The organism is Pseudoxanthomonas sangjuensis (assembly GCF_010211755.1).
GTDB classification, from domain to species: domain Bacteria; phylum Pseudomonadota; class Gammaproteobacteria; order Xanthomonadales; family Xanthomonadaceae; genus Pseudoxanthomonas_A; species Pseudoxanthomonas_A sangjuensis.
This window is the reverse complement of record NZ_PDWR01000021.1, coordinates 39,662-59,124: the sequence shown is the minus strand read 5'-3', so window position 1 is coordinate 59,124 and position 19,463 is coordinate 39,662. Positions and strand designations below refer to the sequence as shown.

Genomic DNA, 19,463 nt, shown 5'->3' with positions numbered 1-19,463 from the left:
CAAAACCGGTTACGCTTCCCGTCCCTCGCCCCGCGCCTCCCGTCCCATGACCGATTTCATCGTCGCCATACCCGCCCGCTACGCGTCCACGCGCCTGCCCGGCAAGCCGCTGGCGCCGCTCGGCGGCAAGCCGCTGGTGCTGCGCGTGGCCGAACGCGCGCTCGCCGCCGGCGCGCGCGAGGTGTGGGTCGCCACCGACGATGCGCGCATCGCCGGGGCCTTGCAGGGCACGGCGGCGAAGGTCGCGATGACTGCCTCGACCCACCTGTCCGGCAGCGACCGCCTCGCCGAATGCGCGCGCATCGCCGGCTGGGGCGACGATGCCATCGTGGTGAACCTGCAGGGCGACGAGCCGTTCGCGCCGGCCGAAGGCATCCGCAAGGTCGCCGAAACCCTGGCCGACAGCGGCGCCGACATGGCCACGCTGGCGACTCCGATCACCGAGCCGGAACAGTTCTTCGACCCGAACACGGTCAAGCTGGTATGCAAGGGTGGCGGCGACGCGGGCCTGCCGGGCGACCGGGGCGGCTTGCGCGAACTGGCCGGACGGGATCCGGAAGCGGTACGACGCCTGGCCCATGGCTTCGACGGCTGGCGCGACGCGCTGTACTTCAGTCGCGCGCCGATCCCGTGGCATCGCGACGCGTTCGCGCAGGACCGGCGCGTGTTGATGCCGGGAACGAGTTTCCGTCACATCGGCATCTACGCCTATCGCGCCGGGTTCCTGCGCCGCTTCGCGGCGATGCCGCCCGGGCAGCTGGAGCAGATCGAGTCGCTGGAGCAACTGCGCGCGCTGGAGGCCGGCTTCCGCATCGCGGTGGCGCTGACCCCGGCCGAATTCCCGCCCGGCGTGGACACGCCGGATGACCTGGCCCGCGCCGAAGCCTGGCTGCGCGGGCATGGCGGCTGAGGGCCGGCGACGGATGAAATTGCTGCTGGTCTGCCTGGGCAACATCTGCCGTTCGCCGATGGCCGAGGGCGCGCTGCGCCTGCGCCTGGACGCGGCCGGGCTGGACTGGGTGCGGACCGATTCGGCCGGTACCGGCGGCTGGCACGCCGGCGAAGCGCCGGACCGCCGCGCGGTCGCCTGCGCGCGCGGGCACGGCGCGGACATTTCGGCCCTGCGCGCGCGCCAGCTGCGGGTCGCCGACTTCCACGATTTCGACTGGCTGCTGTGTGCCGACGCGCGGAACCTGCGCGACCTGCGCGCCACCGCCCCGGCCGGGCTGGAAGGCAAGGCGCGGCTGCTGCTGGACTGGAGCGGGGTCGCGGCCGGCGGCGAAGTGCCCGACCCGTACTACGGCGGCCACGACGATTTCGAGCGCGTGTGGCGGCTGGTCGATGCCGCCGCGCAGGCCGTGGTCGACCGCATCTGTGCAAGGAGCGCGAGTTCGGCATAATCGGGGGATGAATGTCGCGGCGACCCTCCCCGAACTGCCCGAAAGCCTGGAGTGGCTGAATTGCGCCGGTGGTTCGTTGCGCGAGCAGCGCGGCCGGGTCGTGGCGCTGGCCTTCGTCAACGGCGCCTCGCTGTGGTGCCGGCAACGCCTGCTCGAACTCGAGCATTGGCGCGTGCGCCACGCCGGGCGCCTGCAGCCGATCGCGGTCCACGTGCCGCGTTTCGATTGCGAGCGGGAACCCGAATTCGTGCTGAAGCTGCTGCGCCGCCACGGCATCTCGATGCCGGCGGCGCTGGACCGCGACTGGGTCGCGTGGCAGCAGTTCGGCATCCGCTCGTGGCCGACCGTGCTGCTGATCGACGCCGAAGGGCGTCCGCAGGCCGAAGCGGTGGGGCAGGACGGCATCGCCGAAATGGAGAAGGCCGCGGCCCTGCTGTGCGATGCGCTGCCGCCGCCGAACGAGGACGACCTGCGCGCGCCGGCGGAAACCCGGCCGGAGCCGCGCCTGCCGTTGCGCTTCCCGGTCGGGCTGGCGGTCGGCGGCGACCGCCTCTTCGTCGCCGACAGCGGCAACCACCGCGTCCTCGAATGCACCCGCGCAGGCCGGGTGCTGCGCCAGTTCGGCACGGGCGCGGCCGATTTCATCGACGGCGAAGGCGAACTTGCCGCGTTCCGCCACCCGCACGGGCTGGCGCTGGCGCGCGAGTCGCTGTACGTGGCCGACACCGGCAACCACGCATTGCGCCGGATCAACCTGCGCAGCGGCCACGTCGACACCTTGTGCGGCAACGGCCGCGCCGGCCAGCCGGTCGAAGGCGTGGTGCGCGCACCGCGCGACGTGGCCCTGAACCAGCCGGCCGCGGTGGCCGCCACCGACAAGCAGCTGTTCCTGGCGCTGGCCGGCGACAACCGCATCTGGGGCTTCGACCCGGGCAAGCACAAGCTGGAAGCGCTGGGCGGTTCGGGCCAGCTCGACCTGCGCGACGGCACCGGCGCGATGGCGGCGTTCGCGCAACCGGCGTCGCTGGCGGTGGTGCAGCAGACGCTGTACGTCTGCGATGCGCTGGGTTCGGCGGTGCGTTCGCTGCAGGTGCGCTCCGGGCTGGTGCAGACGCTGGTGGGGCAGGGGCTGTGGGAATCCGGCGATGCCGACGGTCCGCGCGAGCGGGCGAGACTGCAGTATCCGCAGGCGATCGCGCTGGACGCGGCGGGTTCGCCGCTGCTGTGGATCGCCGATACCGGCAATGGCCGCCTGCGCACGCTGCGCCTCGGCGGCGGCGAGGTCGCGACGGTGGAGCTGCCGCGCCCGCTGAACGGCCCCGCCGGACTGGCGGTGGCCGACGGCAAGGTGTGGATCGCGGAAACCAATGCGCATGCGGTGCTGAAGTTCGATCCGGCGACGGGCGAACTGGAGCGCGTGGCGGTGGATGAGTGACGATTCCCCTCCCCGCAAGTAGGGGGAAGGATCGCGGGTTCGGTCGTGAGCAAGCCGCCACCGACTAGAATTCCGCCATGAGCCGTACCGATGCCCCGGCCTTCGACGGCAAGGCCTTCGCCGCCGAACTGAGCACCGCCCCCGGCGTGTACCGCATGTACGCCGCCGATGGCACGCTGCTGTACGTCGGCAAGGCCGGCGCGCTGAAGAAGCGCGTCGCCAGCTATTTCAACACCTCGCCGAAGGCGCCGCGCACGCTGGCGATGCTGGCCCAGGTCGCGCGGATGGAAGTCACGGTCACCCGCACCGAGGCCGAGGCGCTGCTGCTGGAGAACCAGCTGATCAAGTCGTTGGCGCCGCGCTACAACGTGCTGTTGCGCGACGACAAGAGCTATCCGTACGTGCTGCTGACCAGCGAACAATGGCCGCGGATCGCCGTGCACCGCGGCCCGCGTGCCGTGCCCGGCCGCTATTTCGGCCCGTATCCCGGCGTGACCGCGGTGCGCGAAACGCTGAACCTGATGCAGAAGCTGTTCAAGATCCGCAACTGCGAGGACAGCGTGTTCCGCAACCGCTCGCGGCCGTGCCTGCAGTACCAGATCGGCCGCTGCACCGCGCCGTGCGTCGGCCTGGTCGACGAAGCCGAGTACGCCGAGTCCGTGCGCCGCGCGTCGCTGTTCCTCGACGGCCGCAGCGACGAACTCACCGGCGAGCTCGGCGCGCAGATGGAGGCGGCCAGCGCGAAGCTGGAATTCGAGCAGGCCGCGCGCCTGCGCGACCTGATCGCGTCGATCCGCTCGCTGCAGGCGCGGCAGTACGTCGACGGCCATGCCGCCGACCTCGACGTGCTGGCCTGCGCGATGCAGGGCAGCGCCGCCTGCGTGGTGCTGCTGGCGTTCCGCGACGGCCGCAACCTCGGCACGCGCGCGTTCTTCCCCAGGACCAACGGCGAGGAAAACGCGGAAGAAGTGCTGGCCGCGTTCGTCTCGCAGTATTACGCCGAGCAGACCCCGCCGCGCGAGATCGTGCTCGACCGCGAAATCCCCGAAGCCGCGCTGATCGAAAGCGCACTCGGCGACTCGGCCGGGCGCAAGGTGCAGCTGAAGTGGAACGTGCGCAGCGAGCGCGCCGGCTACCTCGACCTGGCCAGGCGCAACGCCGAAATGACCCTGGCCACCGAACTGACCAGCCGCAACGCGCAGCAGGCGCGCAGCGAGGCCCTGCGCGACCTGCTCGGGCTGCCCGACGTGGCGAAGCGGATCGAATGCTTCGACATCAGCCACACGATGGGCGAGGCGACCGTCGCCAGCTGCGTGGTGTTCGACGCCGCCGGCCCGGTGCGCGCGCAGTACCGCCGCTTCAACATCGCCGGCATCGAACCCGGCGACGACTACGCGGCGATGCGCCAGGCCATCGAGCGCCGCTTCCGCCGCGCGGTGGAGGAGGGCGGCGTGCTGCCCGACGTGCTGCTGATCGACGGCGGCGCGGGGCAGCTGGCGCAGGCGCAATCGGCGCTCGCCGACCTCGGCGTGGACGGCGTGGTGCTGGTCGGCGTGGCCAAGGGCGAGGAACGCCGCCCCGGGCACGAGGCGCTGGTGTTGCCGGATGGCCGCGAATTGCGTCCCGGCGCCGCCTCGCCGGCATTGCAACTGGTCCAGCAGGTGCGTGACGAAGCGCACCGTTTCGCGATCACCGGGCATCGCGGCAAGCGGCAGAAGGCGCGCATGACTAGCAAGCTCGAGGACATCGCCGGCATCGGCCCGCGCCGCCGCGCCAGCCTGCTCAAGCATTTCGGCGGTTTGGCGGGGCTGAAAGCCGCAGGCGCCGACGAGATCGCCCGCGTGGAAGGCATCAATGCCGCGCTGGCCGAGCGAATCTACGCTAATCTTCACGGGTTGGAGCCGTCCGGCGCTTCCCCCACGTCCGGCAACGAATAGGTTCGATGAAGCTCACCATCCCTACCTGGCTGACCCTGCTGCGCATCGTGCTGATCCCGGTGCTGGTGGTGGTGTTCTACCTGCCGTACCGATGGACCAACTTCGCCGCGGTGATCGTGTTCGTGCTGGCCGCGGTGACCGACGCGCTCGACGGCTGGATCGCCCGCCGCTACAACCAGTCGTCGGCGTTCGGCGCCTTCCTCGACCCGGTCGCCGACAAGCTGATGGTGGCGGTGGCGCTGTTCCTGATCGTGCAGGGCCACCCGACGTCGTGGATGGCGTTCTGGGCGGCGGTGATCGTCGGCCGCGAGATCGCGGTGTCGGCGCTGCGCGAGTGGATGGCCGAGATCGGCCAGCGCGCCAAGGTCAAGGTCGCCACGATCGGCAAGGTCAAGACGATCGTGCAGATGGTGGCGCTGTCCTGCCTGCTGTACTCGGTAACGCCGGCGCACCAGCTGCGGCCGGGGACCGGCATATGGCTGGGCGGGCCGGTTTTCCACCTCGGCGACTGGCTGCTGGCGGGCGCGGCGCTGTTGACCCTGTGGTCGGGCGTGCAGTACCTGGTCGCGGCATGGCCCAGCCTGCGCGCCAATGAACGCGCAGCTGTTGACAGTGCCCGGCGGGATGCTAAAATTTCCTCTCTCTCGACGCGGGAATAGCTCAGTTGGTAGAGCACGACCTTGCCAAGGTCGGGGTCGCGAGTTCGAGTCTCGTTTCCCGCTCCAAATTATTTCCTCCGGGACTCCCGGAAGAAGCGAAGACGAAACCCCGGCAACGGGGTTTTACTTTGTCGGGCGCTTGAAATGCCGCCCGCTTTGCGCCAGTCTCGGCGCAGTCCACCGGCCTGGTGGCAGAGTGGTTATGCAGCGGACTGCAAATCCGCGTACGCCGGTTCAATTCCGACCCAGGCCTCCAACATCTGCAGGAAGTCGGCCCGCGAAAGCGGGCCTTTGCGTTTGCGCCTGGCTCCGGCCACGGGTCGCGGAAAAAGCGCCGTTCGGCTGCAGGCGGTTTGACCCGCAGTGGCGGCGCGACAGGCCCTGAACATGGGGCAGGGAAGGTAAAGGCGACGAAGTGATCCTGCGGCGCGTGTCGGGAATGCATGCGGGCGCAGGCGACTGGCGCCCGAACCGCTCCGCTCGAACCTGCATCGCCAAGCGTCTTCCGCAAGGCGAATGCGGCCGCGCCTGAACGTGCGTGCGCAGTCGTCCGCAGGGATGATTGCGAGAGGACATCGGTAAATCGCTGCACTTTCGCCAAGAGGAAAATATCGCCTCTTGATTGTGCCTTGCAGCATAAGTTTTCGTGTTCGAAGCCTTGCAATGAGGCATTCCACTGCTTTATGGTGCAATCGATTGCATCGAGGCGAATCTTCAAGGTTTCGTGCCGATTGGGAGGCCGTGGGATGGAGGGTTGTCTGTTCGATCGGATCGGCATGCCGCATCGGCGGCCGGCGTGTTCCACGTGGCGGGGGCGATGCCCCGACGATTCGCATGGGCCGCTTTCTTGCGTGGCATGAGGATGCCGCGATGAGCTTCCCGGATTCCAGGTTCACGAGGCGAAGCGCGCTGCGCGCCGCGGTGTTGGGCGGCATCGGGCTGGCTGCCGCCGGAGTGGCGCCCGGCTTCGCCACGGAAAAGCCGCTCGCGCTCAAGGGCAACCTGAAGCATTCCGTCTGCCGCTGGACGCTCTCGCAACAGTCGCTCGCGCAGCTATGCCGGACGGTGAAGGGGATTGGTTTTGCCGCCATCGACCTGGTCGGCCCGGAAGACTGGCCGACCCTGAAGGCGCATGGCGTGTACAGCTCGATGTGCAATGGCGCGGAGTTGGGCCTGACCAGGGGTTTCGCCGCCACCGAATTCCACGACCAGTTGGTCGAACGCTACACCCGCCACATCGACCTGGTCGCCGATGCCGGCTACCGCAACCTGATCTGCTTTTCCGGCAATCGCAACGGCATGGATCCCGCGGAGGGAATGGCCAACGCCGAGGCCGGGTTGAAGCGCATCCTGGGGCATGCCGAGAAGCGCGGCGTCGTGCTGGTGATGGAACTGCTGAATTCCAGGGTCGACCACCCCGACTATCTCTGCGACCGCTCCGCATGGGGCGTCGAGCTGTGCAGGCGGATCGGGTCGGACAACTTCGGCCTGCTGTTCGACATCTACCACATGCAGATCATGGAGGGCGACATCATCGCCACCATCCGCAAGCACCACGCCTGCTTCAGGCACTACCACACGGCGGGCGTGCCGGGCCGGCACGAGATCGGCGACAACCAGGAACTCAACTACCCCGCCATCTGCCGCGCGATCCGCGATACCGGCTTCGACGGCTACGTGGCGCAGGAGTTCGAGGCCGAAGCGGCGGATCCCGTCGGTTCGCTGCGCGAGGCGATACGCCTCTGCGACGTCTGAAACACACATCCACCCAGGTGAAGAAACCCATGGCAGACAATCACTACGACGCGATCGTCGTCGGCTCGGGGATCAGCGGCGGATGGGCTGCCAAGGAGCTGACCGAGAAGGGGCTCAAGGTCCTGATGCTGGAACGCGGCCGCAACATCGAGCACGTCAAGGATTACGTCAACGCGATGAAGGAGTCGTGGGATTACCCGCATCGTGGCCGGCCGACCCAGGCGATGAAGGCGGATTATCCGGTGCTGAGCCGGGACTACGGCCTGTCCGAAGAAACGTTCGGGATGTGGGCCAACGAAAAGGACTGCCCCTACACGGAGACCAAGCGGTTCGACTGGTACCGCGGCTACCACGTCGGCGGCCGCTCGCTGATGTGGGGCCGGCAGAGCTATCGCCTGTCGGACCTGGATTTCGAGGCGAACCTCAAGGAAGGCATCGCCACCGACTGGCCGATCCGCTATGCCGACATCGCGCCCTGGTACGACCACGTGGAGAAGTTCGCGGGCATCGCCGGCACGCGGGAAGGGCTGGACGTCCTGCCGGACGGCGAATTCCTGCCGCCCATTCCGCTGAACATCGTCGAAAAGGACGTGGCTGCGCGGATCAAGCAGGCATTCGGCGGCACGCGCCACCTGATCCACTCGCGTACCGCGAACATCACCCAGCCCAAGCCCGAGCAGGGCCGGGTCAATTGCCAGTACCGGAACAAGTGCATCCTGGGTTGTCCCTACGGCGCCTATTTCTCGACCCAGTCGGCGACGCTGCCGGCGGCCATGAAGACGGGCAACCTGACGCTGCGCCCGTTCTCGATCGTCAAGGAAGTGCTCTACGACAAGGACCGCAAGCGCGCGCGGGGGGTGGAGATCATCGACGCCGAGACCGGCCAGACCTACCAGTACACGGCCAGGGTCGTCTTCCTCAACGCATCGGCCTTCAACTCGACCTGGCTGCTGATGAATTCGGCCACCGATGTCTGGGAAGGCGGGCTGGGCTCTTCTTCCGGCGAGCTGGGGCACAACGTCATGGACCATCATTTCCGCGTCGGCGCGTCCGGCCGGGTCGATGGCTACGAAGACAAGTACTACTTCGGCCGCCGCCCCTGCGGTTTCTACATTCCGCGCTTCCGCAATGTCGGCGGCGACAAGCGCGGTTATGTCCGCGGATTCGGTTACCAGGGCGGGGCCAGCCGCTCCGGGTGGTCGCGCGAGATCGCCGAGCTCAACGTCGGCGCCGAACTGAAGGACGCGTTGACCCTGCCGGGCGACTGGTCCATCGGCATGACCGGTTTCGGCGAGATGCTGCCCTACCACGACAACCGGATCAGCCTGGATCCGCACCGCAAGGACAAGTGGGGGCTGCCGGTGCTGGCGATGGACGTGTCCATGCGCGAGAACGAGCGGGCCATGCGCAAGGACATGGGCGCGGACGCCGCCGAAATGCTGGAGGCCGCGGGCGTCAAGGACGTCAAGGTGCACGACAACGACTATGCGCCGGGCATGGGCATCCACGAAATGGGTACCGCGCGCATGGGGCGGGACCCGAAGAATTCGGTCCTGAACATGCACAACCAGGTCTGGGATGCGCCGAACGTCTACGTGACCGACGGCGCCTGCATGACTTCCAGCGGCTGCGTGAATCCGTCACTGACGTACATGGCGATGACGGCGCGGGCGGCGGACCACGCCGTGCGCGAACTCAAGGCGGGGAACCTGTGATGGAGCGTCGCGAACTTCTGAAGATGATCGCCGCCGCCACCGGCGCGGCCATGATCGGCATACCGGCCTTCGTCTACGGGCAGGAACCGGTTCCGGCCGCGAACAACGCCTTCTCCGGGGCCGATGTGGCTAAGCTGGACGAGATCGCGGAAACCATCCTGCCGCGGACCAGCACGCCGGGCGCGAAGGACGCGGGAGCAGGCCTGTTCATGGCGCAATTCGTCACCGACTGCTACGTCCCCGGGGATCAGGCGGTGTTCCGCGCAGGCCTGGCCGACATCGACAAGCGCGCGGGCGGCAGCTTCGTGGCGCTGGCGCCGCGGGACCGCATCGAACTGCTGCGCACCCTGGATGCCGAAGCCAGGAAGCAGGCCGGCGGCAACGACGGGAAGAAGCCGGAGAAGCCGCACTACTTCACGATGATCAAGCAACTCGCCATCTTCGGCTTCTTCACTTCGCAGACGGGGGCGACGGAGGCGCTGCGATACGTCGCCGTGCCGGGCCGCTACGACGGCGACATGGCCTACGTGCCGGGCACGCCTGCGTGGGCGACCAACTGATGGGCGCCAACGGTCCGCTCGCGCCCATGCCGCGCTTCCGGGAGACATGATGAACAAACCGATCCTGATGACGGCCTGCCTCGTGGTCGCGACCCCCGCGCTCGCGCAGACAGGCGGCGATCCCTCGCGCGATCCCGCCCGGACCGAAGTCTGGAAGCCGGTTCCGGCGGTCGTGGCCACGCCCCGGGATGCCGCGCCCTCCGACGCCGTGGTGCTGTTCGACGGCAAGGATCTCTCGGCTTGGGAAGGCGAGCAGGGCGGGGCGGCGCCCTGGGCCGTGGCCGATGGCGCGTTCACCGTGGTGCCGGGCAGCAAGGGCATCCGCACGAAGCGGCGCTTCTGCGACATCCAGCTGCATGTCGAGTGGCGCACGCCCACCGAAACGAAAGGCTTCGACGGCCAGCAGCGCGGCAACAGCGGCATCTTCCTGCAGGAGCTCTACGAGCTGCAGGTGCTCGACAGCTACGACAACCCGACTTATTCCAACGGCCAGGCCGCCTCGATCTACAAGCAGTCCATCCCGCTGGTGAATGCCTCGCGCGCGCCGGGCGAATGGCAGGCGTACGATATCGTCTGGAAGGCGCCGCGCTTCTCGGAAGGCGGCGGCCTGGTTTCGCCCGCCCGCATCACCGTGCTGCACAACGGCGTCCTGGTGCAGGACGACACCGTCCTGTCGGGCAAGACCGAATACATCGGCGCGCCCTCGTACTCGCCGCATGGCTGCGCGCCGATCTACCTGCAGGACCACGATTCCAGGGTCAGCTACCGCAACATCTGGGTACGCGAGCTGTAAGCGTCTTCCTGATCGTCGGGGCGACGCCCCAACAGATCGAGGAATGCAATGGCCAGCGACTTCAGCCGCCGCGATTTCATCAAATCCACTTCACTCTTCGGTATTTCCGTCGCCATGTCGGGACCCGCGAAAGCGCTCCTGTCGCGCGACGGCGTTTTCGCGATAAGGAACCGGTTCTTCACGGCCTCGTTCGACACGACATTGGGCACGTTCGATGTCCGCAGGATCGATGGCAAACCGCTGCTGACCGGCGGAACCTGCCGCATCAATTTCGATGTCGGCCCGGACGGCGCGAACGCGGCGCCGCGCATGCTCTCCGGAGGAGGTTTCCGCCATTCGGCCACGGTCGCGGCGTTCGAAGACCGGCTCGGCCGGGGCGAGCGGCTTACAGTGCGTTGCGTGGATGCCCGCGGATCGACCGACGTCGACGTTCACCTGTCGCTGTACAACGGCCGGCAGGCGATCGTGTTCGAGGCGGTGTGCACGAACGCATCGACGGGCGAAATCGCCATCCACAGCATCGAACCGGTGCGCGTGGCGAAAGCGGAAGGCGGGATCCTGCATGCGCCCGGCGTATCGAAGTGCCTGACCAATGGTGAAATGTATTACGACGCCGGTTCCGTCCACGTCTTCGGCAATCGCGAAGGGGCCGTCTCGTCCGCGAACCTGAAGGGAGTGACGCTCGCCAACGAGCCTTTCGCCGGCAGTGCCGAAACCATCCACAGCTGGTGGAACGCGGGCCTGTACAGCGGCCACGACCAGGAGGGAATCGCGCTGGGGTACCTGCAGAACGACCTTTGCCTGGGCAATCTGCTGATCTCCCGGGCAGCCGAAGGCGAGATTTCATTCATCGCCGAATCGGTCTACGCACCACGGCTGGTTCTTCCGCCCGGTCGCTCGATCAGTTCCAACCGGTTCATCCTCGGAATCGCGGAAACCCCCCACCGCGCACTGGAGCACTACGCCGCCGCGGCAGGCACGGCCAACAACGCACGGTCGAGCCAGTCGCTCGACGGCTGGTGCAGCTGGTTCTACACGCTGTCCCGCGTGTCGGCGGACGAGGTGATTGCGAACACCGAATTCGCCGCCAGACACCTCAGGCAATACGGGCTGGAATACATCCAGATCGACGAGGGCTTCCAGCGGTGGCACGGCGATTGGGAGGGCAACGAGCGGTTTCCGCAAGGCATGAAATGGCTTGCGGACCGCATCCGGAGCCATGGTTTCAAGGCGGGTATCTGGATCTCGCCCTATGTCATTTCCGAGTCCACCCGGCTATTCCAGGAGCACCCGGACTGGCTGGTGCGGCGGCGCGACGGAAGCCTGCAACGCATCGGCAACTGGCCCGCGGGTACCGAGCCGCCCGCCGACGAGAACCCGAAACGGTATTGCCTGGACATCACCCACCCGGAGGCGGCGGCGTGGCTGCATCGACTGATCGACACCATCGTCAACGACTGGGGCTACGAGATGATCAAGATCGACTTCGTCGCCTGGTCGATACTCGCCGCCGAGAGTTTCCGCGACCCCACCCGTTCGGCCGCCGACGTGTACCGCAAGGGCATGGAAATCATGCGCCGCGTGGCCGGGGAAAAGTGCCACATCCTCGACTGCGGGCCGGGCGCGATCACTACCGGCCTGATCGACAGCATGCGTATCGAAGCCGATGTGTACTACGGCTTCCGCGAAGCGGCGTGGGAGACGTATTTCACCCATCCGGCCAGCAGCGCCTCCGCCGCGGCGAAGCGCTACTACTTCCACAAGCGGACATGGGTGAATGACGTCGACCACCTGTGCATGGACCTGCTGAACCGCTCGCAATCCGAGGCCGCGGCCACGCTGATCGCATTGAGCGGCGGGAACACGATTTCCGGCGACCGACTCACGCAGCTGGACGATTCCGGTCTGGATATCCTGAAGAAGATCCTGCCATCGCTGGGCGAAGCGGCCGCTCCGGTGGATCTGTTCGACCAGGACCTGCAGCATGCTTTCGTCCTCGACGTGGAACGGCCGTTCGGCCGCTGGACGCTGCTTGCCGTGTTCAACCCGGACCTGGCCAGGGTCGTCACGCGGAAACTTCCGCTTCGAAGGCTGGGGCTTGATCCGGCGCGTACCTACGTCGCATTCGACTTCTGGAAGCGGCAACTGGTCGGCGAGGTGACGGGCGAACTGGAGGTCGTCGTGCAGCCGGGCAGCGTGACCCTGCTGACCCTGCATGAGCGGTCGGGCAAGCCGCAATTCGTTTCCACCGATCGCCACGTGTCGCAAGGCGCGGTGGAAATCGACGATATCGATTGGAACGACGCGACCGGGACGCTTTCCGGCACGTCAACCGGACCTTTGCATTCCGCCCACCAGGTCTTCGTGTACATGCCCGACGCGCTCGACTGGACCTGGGATGGCAGTGCGCTGTTCCGCGACCGCGATTCCTACAGCCTGAAGCTGGTGGACCGCCACCTGGTCCGCGTGCATGTCCGCTTCGATGCAGGCGACAAGGTGCGCTGGGAGATCCGGCGGGACGAGTTCCCCGGAAACCAAAGGGGGAAATGATCGGGCCGGCCGCCTCGGCGCCCTCCACGGGCGTCCTCTGCGGACGCCGTGGTCGTAAACGCCGTGGCGAGGAAACGCGGGGCCGCAGCCGGGACGGTTTTCAACATGGATTCCGCCGGGTATCAGCGATTCATGCTTGCAGGAAGGTGTTCGCGCAGGTAATCCGCGCCGGTCTTGATGGCCGCGGCCGGATCGAGCGGCTGGTCGTGCTCGATGATGTACCACTGCACGCCCGCCTTCGCGGCGGCGGGGAGGATCGCCTCCCAGTCCAGGACGCCCTGGCCCAGGGCGGCGAAACCGCCTTCGTCCCGGGCCTGGCCCTGCGGCGCATTGTCCTTGGCGTGTACCGCGAACACGCGTCCGCCGAACTTGCCGAGCATCGCCGCCGGGTCGTGGCCGCCCCGCGCCACCCAGGCCAGGTCGAGTTCGGTCTGGAGTTCGGGGCCGGCCGCTTCGAACAGGAGCTCGAGGCCGGTCTTGCCGTCGAAATCGACCAGCTCGAAGTCGTGGTTGTGGTAGGCCAGCGTCATGCCCCTGGCCTGGACCCGCCTCGCAAGCTCACCCAGTTCCTTGCCCAATGCAGTCCAGCCCGCGGCATCGGCCGGGCGATCCTTCTCGCTCAGGTAAGGCACCACCAGCGTGGCGTTGCCGATCGACTTGTTGAAGGCCACGACGCCATCGAGGTCGTTGCGCAGGTCGGCCAGTTGCGCGTGGGTCGAGATGGCCCTGATCGAATACTTTTCCAGCAGCCGCTTCAGTTCTTCGGCCGACACATCCTGCGTGCCGACCGTCTCCACGGCGTGGACGCCCGCATCGTGGACGATCTTCAATCGCTCATCGAGCGAGGCGATGTTGCGCAGCGTATACATCTGCACCGCGATGGGCCTGGCCTCGGCGTCGGTGTCTTTTGCGAAGCCGGGCAGGGCGGCGAAGAACAGAAGCGCGGCGGTCGCGATCTTGCGGGAGTGGGTGCTCATCGTGGTGTCCTCTCGTGATTCCGATGATTGCGAACGGGAGTGGAGCCGGGCGCGTCGCCCTTCGCTCAACCGATGGGGGTCCAGGCGCGGGTCCTGGCCGATGCGATGACGCGATCGACGATCAGCGCCGAGCGCAACCCATCGTCGAAGGTCGGCAGGCCTTCCGGCCGTTCGGCCCCGATGGCGCGATAGGTGTCCGCGACGAACGCCTCGAAGCAGTTGCCGTAGCCTTGCGCGTGGCCGACCGGCAATATCGAGAGCCGGCGCTGCTCGGCACTTCCCGCGCCCGGGCCGCGCACGAAGATCTCCTCGCGCTGGTCGGGCAATCCGATCCAGAGCCGTTCGCAATCTTCCTGGTCGAACGCCACGCTGGCCCTGGCGCCGTCGATCTCGAACCAGAGGCGATTCCTGCGCCCGGCCGACACCTGGCTGACGGTCAACGAAGCCAGGGTGCCGTTATCGGTCTTGAACAGGGCCGCGGCGACGTCTTCGCTGGACACCGCCTGCATCGCGGCCCCCGCCGCCGGCGTGGCGAAACTCTGGCCGGTCGCGGCGGCGCGCTCGGCGATCACCGTTTCGAAGGCGGCGCTGACGTCGACGAAGCGTTCGCCGCCGACCCACTCCACCAGGTCGCACCAGTGCGAACCGATGTCGGCGAACACGCGGGATGCGCCGCCCAGTGCCGGATCGACGCGCCAGTTGTTGCTGGCCGGATCCAGCAGCCAGTCCTGCAGGTAGCTGCCGTGGATCAGGCGCAGCGGTCCTAGCTCGCCCTGCGCGATGCGCGCGCGCGCTTCGCGTACGACCGGGTGGTAGCGGTAGACGAAGGGCACCGTGGCCACCCGCCCGCTGGACGCGGCCAGCGCCGCCAGGGCCCGGGCGTCTTCCAGCGTCGTGGCCAGCGGCTTTTCGCAGACCACGTGCTTGCCGGCCTCCAGCGCGGCCTGCGCCATCGGCCGGTGCAGGTGGTTCGGGGTGCACACGTGCACGACCTGCACCTGCGGATCGGCGATGACCTCTTCGATATCGCGATAGGCGCGCGGAACATTCCAGGCCTGCGCCACTTCGCGGGCGCGCTCCGGCGACGACGCGCTCACGCCGCGCACGACGGCGCCGGCCAGCAGCGCCGCGCGGCGATGCACGGCGCCGATCATTCCGGTGCCGACGATGGCGACCCCTAGCTTGCTCATCGGTCTGGACCCTCAGTGCGCGGACGACGCGGCGACGGCGGTCGGCCGCTCGCGGAACAGGAACAGGAAGGCGACCAGCACGACCAGCGCGACGCCCGCCGGGAACAGCCAGATCTGCCGCCAGTCGGGACCGGCCGCCGTGGTGTAGTGCTCCACGACCGCGCCGGACAGGAAGGTGCCGATCAGCATGCCGACGCCGTACGTCGCCAGGGTGATGAAGCCCTGCGCGCTGCTGCGCGCGTCGGGCCCGGCATGGGCATCGGTGTAGATCTGGCCGGTGACGAAGAAGAAGTCGTAGCAGATGCCGTGCAGCACGATGCCGATCACCAGCAACGCGAACCCGCTGCCGACATCACCATAGGCGAACATGCCGTAGCGCAGCACCCAGGCCGCCATGCCGACCGCCAGCATGGTCTTGACCCCCAGCCGCACGAACAGGAACGGCATGGCCAGCATCAGCAGCACTTCGGACGCCTGTCCGAGCGATTGCAGTCCGGCCGCGCCGCGCACGCCGAGGTCGTTGAGGAAGGGGTTGGTGAAGTTGTAGTAGAACGACAGCGGGACGCAGATCGCGATCGAGGCCAGGAAGAACACCAGGTAGGCACGCGATTTCAGCAGGCGCAGCGCGTCCAGTCCCAGGATCTGTCCCAGCGTCGCATTGCGTTGCTGCGCCAGCGGCGGCGTGTGCGGAAGGGTCAGCGCATACAGGCCGAGGGCCAGCGAGGCCGCCGCGGCCATGCGGAAGGTGAGCTCGAGCCGATGCGCCTGTTCCCAGCCCAGCCAGCCGATCAGCACGCCGGCGACGATCCAGCCGATGGTGCCGGCGACGCGCACGAACGGGAACTGCTTTTCCGGCGACTGCATGTGCCGCATCGCGATGCTGTTGACCAGCGCCAGCGTCGGCATGAACAGCAGCATGTAGGCCATGACGCAGGTCGCGAACGTGTTGAAGCCGCTGGCCGTGGAGGCGACCCACATCAGCGCCGCGCCGGCCAGGTGCAGCACCGCCAGGATGCGCTGCGCCGCGAAGTAGCGGTCCGCGACCAGGCCGACCAGGAACGGCGCGACGATGGCGCCGATGGACTGGCTGAGGTAGGCCGTTGCGACCTGGCTGGCGCTGGCCTGCAACGGCCCCTGCACCAGGTACGTGCCGAGGGTCACGAACCACGCGCCCCAGATGAAGAACTGCAGGAACATCATCGCGCCCAGGCGCGACATGGTGAACGTCATGACTTCCCCTCCCAGGTCGGTATCGGTTCAAATTCCCAGCATGCGGCGCAGCGTTTCCGGATCGGCGCCGCTGTCGGCGAAATCGTCGAAGGCGCGTTCGGTCACGCGGATGAGGTGGTCGCGGATGAAGGCGGCGCCCTCGCGCGCGCCGTCTTCCGGATGCTTCAGGCAGCACTCCCATTCCAGCACGGCCCAGCCGGGGAAGTCGTACTGGGCGAACTTGGAAAAGATCGCCTTGAAATCGATCTGGCCATCGCCCAGCGAACGGAACCTGCCGGGGCGATCGATCCAGTTCTCGTAGCCGCCATAGACGCCGCTGCGCGCACTGGCGCGGTACTCGGCGTCCTTGACGTGGAAGATGCCGATCCGGTCGTGGTAGCGGTCGATGAAGCCGAGGTAGTCCATCTGCTGCAACAGCAGGTGGCTGGGGTCGTACAGGATCTTGGCGCGCGGGTGGTGGTCGACGGCGTCGAGGAACCGCTCGAAGGTCGCACCGTCGTGCAGGTCTTCGCCCGGATGGATCTCGTAGCACAGGTCCACGCCGCAGGCGTCGAAGGCATCCAGGATCGGCCGCCAGCGACGGCCGAGCTCGGCGAAGGCCTCTTCCACCAGTCCCGGCGGCCGTTGCGGCCAGGGGTAGAAATACGGCCAGGCCAGCGCGCCGGAAAACGTGGCATGCGCCGTGAGCCCCAGGCGCTGGCTGGCCCTGGCCGCCAGCATCAGCTGCTCGACGGCCCAGGCCTGCCGGGCCGCCGGATTGCCGCGCTTGTCCGGCGGGGCAAAGCCGTCGAACAGGACGTCGTAGGCCGGGTGGACGGCAACCAGCTGCCCTTGCAGGTGGGTGGACAGTTCGCTGATCCGGATGCCGTGCCGCGCCAGCATGCCGGTGAGGTCGTCGCAGTAGGCCTGGCTCTGCGCGGCCTGGACCAGATCGAAAACGTGGGGCGTGCTCGTCGGCACTTGTACGCCAGAATAGCCAAGCCCGGCGGCCCATTCGGCCAATGTGTCCAGTCGATCGAACGGCGGCTTGTCACCGATGAACTGCGCGAGGAACAGCGCTGGACCCTTGAGCGTTTTCATGCCGATCCGTCTCGATGCAATCGATTGCATAATCTAGCATGGGAAAGCCGCGACAATCGTTGTGCAGCGCATCGAAGGAAGCCGGACCAAGCCATGCCCACCATCTACGACATCGCGAAGCAGGCCGGGGTCTCGGCAGGCACCGTGTCCCGCGCGCTTTCCCGGCCGGAGAAGGTCCTGCCGGCCACGCGCGAACGCATCGAGCGGGCCGTCGCCGAACTGGGCTATGTCCCCAACGTGGCGGCCAGGACGCTCAAGACCCAGCGAAGCGGCAAGATCCTGGTCACGGTGCCGGACATCGCCAATCCCTTCTTCGCCCAGATCCTGCAGGGGGCCGAGGAAGCCGCGCAGGCTGCCGGCTACGCCGTCCTGCTCGGCGATACCCAGCACCAGCCGGAGCGGGAGGAGCGTTACGCGCAGATGCTGCGGCGTAACGAGGCCGACGGCATGATCGTCCTGGGGCACCGTCTTCCGCCAACGGCGTGGAAGATCGTCAAGCAATTGGGCGCTGCCGCGCCGGTCGTCAACGGCTGCGAGTTCGACCCGACGCTGGGTATTCCCAGCGTCCACATCGACAACGCGGCTGCGGCACGCGCCGCGATGGAGCACCTGTATGGCCTGGGGCACGAGCGGATCGCCGTGGTGGGCGGCCCGCCCGACAATCCCTTGCACCAGCAGCGGCTGGAAGGGGCCAAGGCCGTTGCCAGGGCGCGGGGGCGCCTGCGCCTGCTGAGGATCGCGCCGGGCGACTTTTCGCTCGAATCCGGTTATGCGGCGGCGAGGAAGCTGTTGAGCGATGCGTCTGCGCCCACCGCCGCGTTCTGTTTCAGCGACCAGATGGCGCTGGGCGTTCTCGCCGCGTGCAGGGATTTGGGAATCCGCGTGCCGGAGGACTTTTCGGTCGTCGGCTTCGACGATCTGGCCTCGTCCCGCTATCTCAGTCCGCCGTTGACGACCATCAGCCAGCCCATGCGGCAGATCGGCATCCGCGCGGTCAACCTCCTGCTGGCCATCATCGAGACCGTGGAAGTGCCGCGCCAGCAGACGCTGGATTTCAGCCTGATGCTGCGCGGATCGACCGCAGCGCCTGCGCCGTAGGAAGCGCCGGGGCAGGTCCGCCCGATTGCGCCCGGTCCGGCTCCCGATGCGAAAAGGCCCGCTTGCGCGGGCTTTTTCGCTTCATCGCGGCGGGCGCCGGTTCAGAACCGCGGCAGTGCCTGCTTGTCGCACAGTCCCGACAGCGAATACAGCAACCGGCCGCCGGCGTCGGTCTTGTCCAGTTGCAGTTCGCCGGTATAGCGGTCGATGGTGGCCACGGTACGCGGCGTGGTGCTGTCCTGCTGCGCCGGCGCCAGGACGAAGGCGATGGTGCTGTCGCTGGTGGACAGCGTCGGGGTCAGCCCGCTTTGCGGGTCCGGCGTGTTCAGCTGCGCCCGTTCGACGATCTTGCGCATCGATTCCTGCCAGGTCGCAAGGCCGTCGAGGTAGCGCAGCTGCACGTACTTGCCGACGAAGGGCTTGGCCGACTTCGATGCTTCGTGCTCGGCGAGCAGGCGCTCGTTGTTGAGCGCGAACACGCGATCGACGCCGATGGTGCGCGAGTAGCGGGCCGACACCGTCTCGAGGATGGGCCTGAGCTCGGGCCGCGCGCGCACGGCGTCGTTGAAGCTGCGTTCGACGAAGCGGTCGAACTCGGTGACGCTGATGCTGCCGTTCTCGCGTTCGCGGCTCTTGTCGCGCAGCGATTTCTCGAACTGGTTGACCAGCTTGCGATCGTCGTCGCCGAGCCGCGCGCGCGCCGAGTCGGTACTGGAAACGAACGGCGGTGGCGACCAGTCCTCGATGTGGCAGACCAGCGAAAGGTCGTTGCCGGACGGCGTGGCGGCGGCGGTAGCCAGCGCCAGGGCGATCAGGCTCGATAGCATGGGGATTCCTGTTGCGGTTGCAGTGGCCGGACGCGATGCCCCTCCTGTCCGGTGCCGGAATCTTACCGGAGCGGCCGGCGCATTCGCCGCCCGTCGCGGACCGGGGTTCAAGCTAGGCTCAGGCCCGCGCCGCGCTGCCGTATCATTGCCGGTGCACGACCGCCCGGGTGGCGAAACTGGTAGACGCAAGGGACTTAAAATCCCTCACCCGAAAGGGAGTGTGGGTTCGATTCCCACCCCGGGCACCAGTCGATGCG

16 protein-coding genes and 3 tRNA genes are annotated in these 19,463 nt (G+C 67.7%); 14 read left to right on the top strand and 5 right to left on the bottom strand.

Annotated features, from left to right (window positions below):
- Positions 1–46: 46 nt before the first annotated feature.
- The 12 genes from CSC71_RS11555 to CSC71_RS11500 all read left to right on the top strand — a co-directional run bounded on the left by CSC71_RS11555 (position 47) and on the right by CSC71_RS11500 (position 12,804).
- Positions 47–910, top strand: coding sequence for a 3-deoxy-manno-octulosonate cytidylyltransferase family protein (locus CSC71_RS11555; protein ID WP_162374528.1), 864 nt, complete (start codon positions 47–49; stop codon positions 908–910).
- Positions 911–923: 13 nt separating this feature from the next.
- Entirely contained in the window at positions 924–1,400 is a 477-nt protein-coding gene (locus CSC71_RS11550; RefSeq protein WP_162374527.1) for a low molecular weight protein-tyrosine-phosphatase, read from the top strand.
- Between the two features lie 7 nt (positions 1,401–1,407).
- Positions 1,408–2,835: a hypothetical protein gene (locus tag CSC71_RS11545; protein WP_162374526.1), complete on the top strand. Its 1,428-nt coding sequence runs from the start codon at positions 1,408–1,410 to the stop codon at positions 2,833–2,835.
- Positions 2,836–2,912: 77 nt separating this feature from the next.
- Positions 2,913–4,772 (top strand): excinuclease ABC subunit UvrC, encoded by a 1,860-nt coding sequence (gene uvrC / locus CSC71_RS11540; RefSeq protein WP_162374525.1) that lies wholly within the window; start codon positions 2,913–2,915, stop codon positions 4,770–4,772.
- Between the two features lie 5 nt (positions 4,773–4,777).
- Positions 4,778–5,431 carry a CDP-diacylglycerol--glycerol-3-phosphate 3-phosphatidyltransferase gene (gene pgsA, locus CSC71_RS11535; RefSeq protein WP_162374524.1) on the top strand — a complete coding sequence of 218 codons (654 nt, stop codon included), beginning with the start codon at positions 4,778–4,780 and terminating at the stop codon, positions 5,429–5,431.
- Positions 5,422–5,497, top strand: a tRNA-Gly gene (locus CSC71_RS11530). Before pgsA ends, CSC71_RS11530 begins: the two co-directional genes overlap by 10 nt.
- 116 nt (positions 5,498–5,613) lie before the next feature.
- Positions 5,614–5,687: transfer RNA gene (locus tag CSC71_RS11525), tRNA-Cys, on the top strand.
- Positions 5,688–6,301: 614 nt separating this feature from the next.
- The gene (locus tag CSC71_RS11520) at positions 6,302–7,186 is read left to right on the top strand and encodes a hydroxypyruvate isomerase family protein (protein ID WP_211368010.1); all 885 of its coding nucleotides are present in this window, start codon (positions 6,302–6,304) and stop codon (positions 7,184–7,186) included.
- A 29-nt stretch (positions 7,187–7,215) separates the two neighbouring features.
- Positions 7,216–8,901: a GMC oxidoreductase gene (locus CSC71_RS11515; RefSeq protein WP_162374523.1), complete on the top strand. Its 1,686-nt coding sequence runs from the start codon at positions 7,216–7,218 to the stop codon at positions 8,899–8,901.
- Entirely contained in the window at positions 8,901–9,461 is a 561-nt protein-coding gene (locus CSC71_RS11510) for a gluconate 2-dehydrogenase subunit 3 family protein (RefSeq protein WP_162374522.1), read from the top strand. The genes CSC71_RS11515 and CSC71_RS11510 overlap by 1 nt, the downstream gene beginning before the upstream one ends.
- A 49-nt stretch (positions 9,462–9,510) precedes the next feature.
- Positions 9,511–10,254, top strand: a complete 744-nt coding sequence (locus tag CSC71_RS11505; protein ID WP_211368007.1) for a 3-keto-disaccharide hydrolase — start codon at positions 9,511–9,513, stop codon at positions 10,252–10,254.
- Positions 10,255–10,302: 48 nt separating this feature from the next.
- On the top strand, positions 10,303–12,804 hold the full coding sequence (locus tag CSC71_RS11500) for a glycoside hydrolase family 36 protein (RefSeq protein ID WP_162374521.1): 2,502 nt from the start codon (positions 10,303–10,305) through the stop codon (positions 12,802–12,804).
- A gap of 122 nt (positions 12,805–12,926) precedes the next feature.
- On the opposite strand, the gene CSC71_RS11495 is transcribed toward CSC71_RS11500, so the two are convergent.
- From CSC71_RS11495 to CSC71_RS11480, 4 genes are all read right to left on the bottom strand, one after another.
- A complete protein-coding gene (locus CSC71_RS11495; protein ID WP_162374520.1) occupies positions 12,927–13,781 on the bottom strand; it encodes a sugar phosphate isomerase/epimerase family protein in 855 nt (284 codons plus the stop codon).
- Positions 13,782–13,846: 65 nt separating this feature from the next.
- Positions 13,847–14,971 (bottom strand): Gfo/Idh/MocA family protein, encoded by a 1,125-nt coding sequence (locus CSC71_RS11490; RefSeq protein ID WP_162374519.1) that lies wholly within the window; start codon positions 14,969–14,971, stop codon positions 13,847–13,849.
- A 12-nt stretch (positions 14,972–14,983) separates the two neighbouring features.
- On the bottom strand, positions 14,984–16,201 hold the full coding sequence (locus CSC71_RS11485) for a nucleoside permease (protein WP_162374518.1): 1,218 nt from the start codon (positions 16,199–16,201) through the stop codon (positions 14,984–14,986).
- A gap of 27 nt (positions 16,202–16,228) precedes the next feature.
- The gene (locus CSC71_RS11480) at positions 16,229–17,281 is read right to left on the bottom strand and encodes a sugar phosphate isomerase/epimerase family protein (protein WP_162374517.1); all 1,053 of its coding nucleotides are present in this window, start codon (positions 17,279–17,281) and stop codon (positions 16,229–16,231) included.
- A gap of 93 nt (positions 17,282–17,374) precedes the next feature.
- On the opposite strand from CSC71_RS11480, the gene CSC71_RS11475 reads away from it, so the two are divergent.
- Entirely contained in the window at positions 17,375–18,379 is a 1,005-nt protein-coding gene (locus CSC71_RS11475) for a LacI family DNA-binding transcriptional regulator (RefSeq protein ID WP_162374516.1), read from the top strand.
- Positions 18,380–18,480: 101 nt separating this feature from the next.
- Here the strand turns inward: CSC71_RS11475 and CSC71_RS11470 are convergent, their stop codons facing one another.
- Positions 18,481–19,206, bottom strand: a complete 726-nt coding sequence (locus tag CSC71_RS11470) for a hypothetical protein (RefSeq protein WP_162374515.1) — start codon at positions 19,204–19,206, stop codon at positions 18,481–18,483.
- A gap of 161 nt (positions 19,207–19,367) precedes the next feature.
- On the opposite strand from CSC71_RS11470, the gene CSC71_RS11465 reads away from it, so the two are divergent.
- Positions 19,368–19,454, top strand: a tRNA-Leu gene (locus CSC71_RS11465).
- Positions 19,455–19,463 lie beyond the last annotated feature (9 nt).

What these genes read in the sequence shown, in the direction of transcription:
- CSC71_RS11485 (WP_162374518.1), bottom strand. Translation starts at nt 16,201, where the DNA reads ATGACGTTCACCATGTCGCGCCTGGGCGCGATGATGTTCCTGCAGTTC.
- CSC71_RS11490 (WP_162374519.1), bottom strand. Translation starts at nt 14,971, where the DNA reads ATGAGCAAGCTAGGGGTCGCCATCGTCGGCACCGGAATGATCGGCGCC.
- CSC71_RS11520 (WP_211368010.1), top strand. Translation starts at nt 6,302, where the DNA reads ATGAGCTTCCCGGATTCCAGGTTCACGAGGCGAAGCGCGCTGCGCGCC.
- CSC71_RS11500 (WP_162374521.1), top strand. Translation starts at nt 10,303, where the DNA reads ATGGCCAGCGACTTCAGCCGCCGCGATTTCATCAAATCCACTTCACTC.
- CSC71_RS11505 (WP_211368007.1), top strand. Translation starts at nt 9,511, where the DNA reads ATGAACAAACCGATCCTGATGACGGCCTGCCTCGTGGTCGCGACCCCC.
- uvrC (WP_162374525.1), top strand. Translation starts at nt 2,913, where the DNA reads ATGAGCCGTACCGATGCCCCGGCCTTCGACGGCAAGGCCTTCGCCGCC.
- CSC71_RS11515 (WP_162374523.1), top strand. Translation starts at nt 7,216, where the DNA reads ATGGCAGACAATCACTACGACGCGATCGTCGTCGGCTCGGGGATCAGC.
- CSC71_RS11480 (WP_162374517.1), bottom strand. Translation starts at nt 17,281, where the DNA reads ATGAAAACGCTCAAGGGTCCAGCGCTGTTCCTCGCGCAGTTCATCGGT.
- CSC71_RS11510 (WP_162374522.1), top strand. Translation starts at nt 8,901, where the DNA reads ATGGAGCGTCGCGAACTTCTGAAGATGATCGCCGCCGCCACCGGCGCG.
- CSC71_RS11550 (WP_162374527.1), top strand. Translation starts at nt 924, where the DNA reads ATGAAATTGCTGCTGGTCTGCCTGGGCAACATCTGCCGTTCGCCGATG.
- pgsA (WP_162374524.1), top strand. Translation starts at nt 4,778, where the DNA reads ATGAAGCTCACCATCCCTACCTGGCTGACCCTGCTGCGCATCGTGCTG.
- CSC71_RS11475 (WP_162374516.1), top strand. Translation starts at nt 17,375, where the DNA reads ATGCCCACCATCTACGACATCGCGAAGCAGGCCGGGGTCTCGGCAGGC.
- CSC71_RS11545 (WP_162374526.1), top strand. Translation starts at nt 1,408, where the DNA reads ATGAATGTCGCGGCGACCCTCCCCGAACTGCCCGAAAGCCTGGAGTGG.
- CSC71_RS11470 (WP_162374515.1), bottom strand. Translation starts at nt 19,206, where the DNA reads ATGCTATCGAGCCTGATCGCCCTGGCGCTGGCTACCGCCGCCGCCACG.
- CSC71_RS11555 (WP_162374528.1), top strand. Translation starts at nt 47, where the DNA reads ATGACCGATTTCATCGTCGCCATACCCGCCCGCTACGCGTCCACGCGC.
- CSC71_RS11495 (WP_162374520.1), bottom strand. Translation starts at nt 13,781, where the DNA reads ATGAGCACCCACTCCCGCAAGATCGCGACCGCCGCGCTTCTGTTCTTC.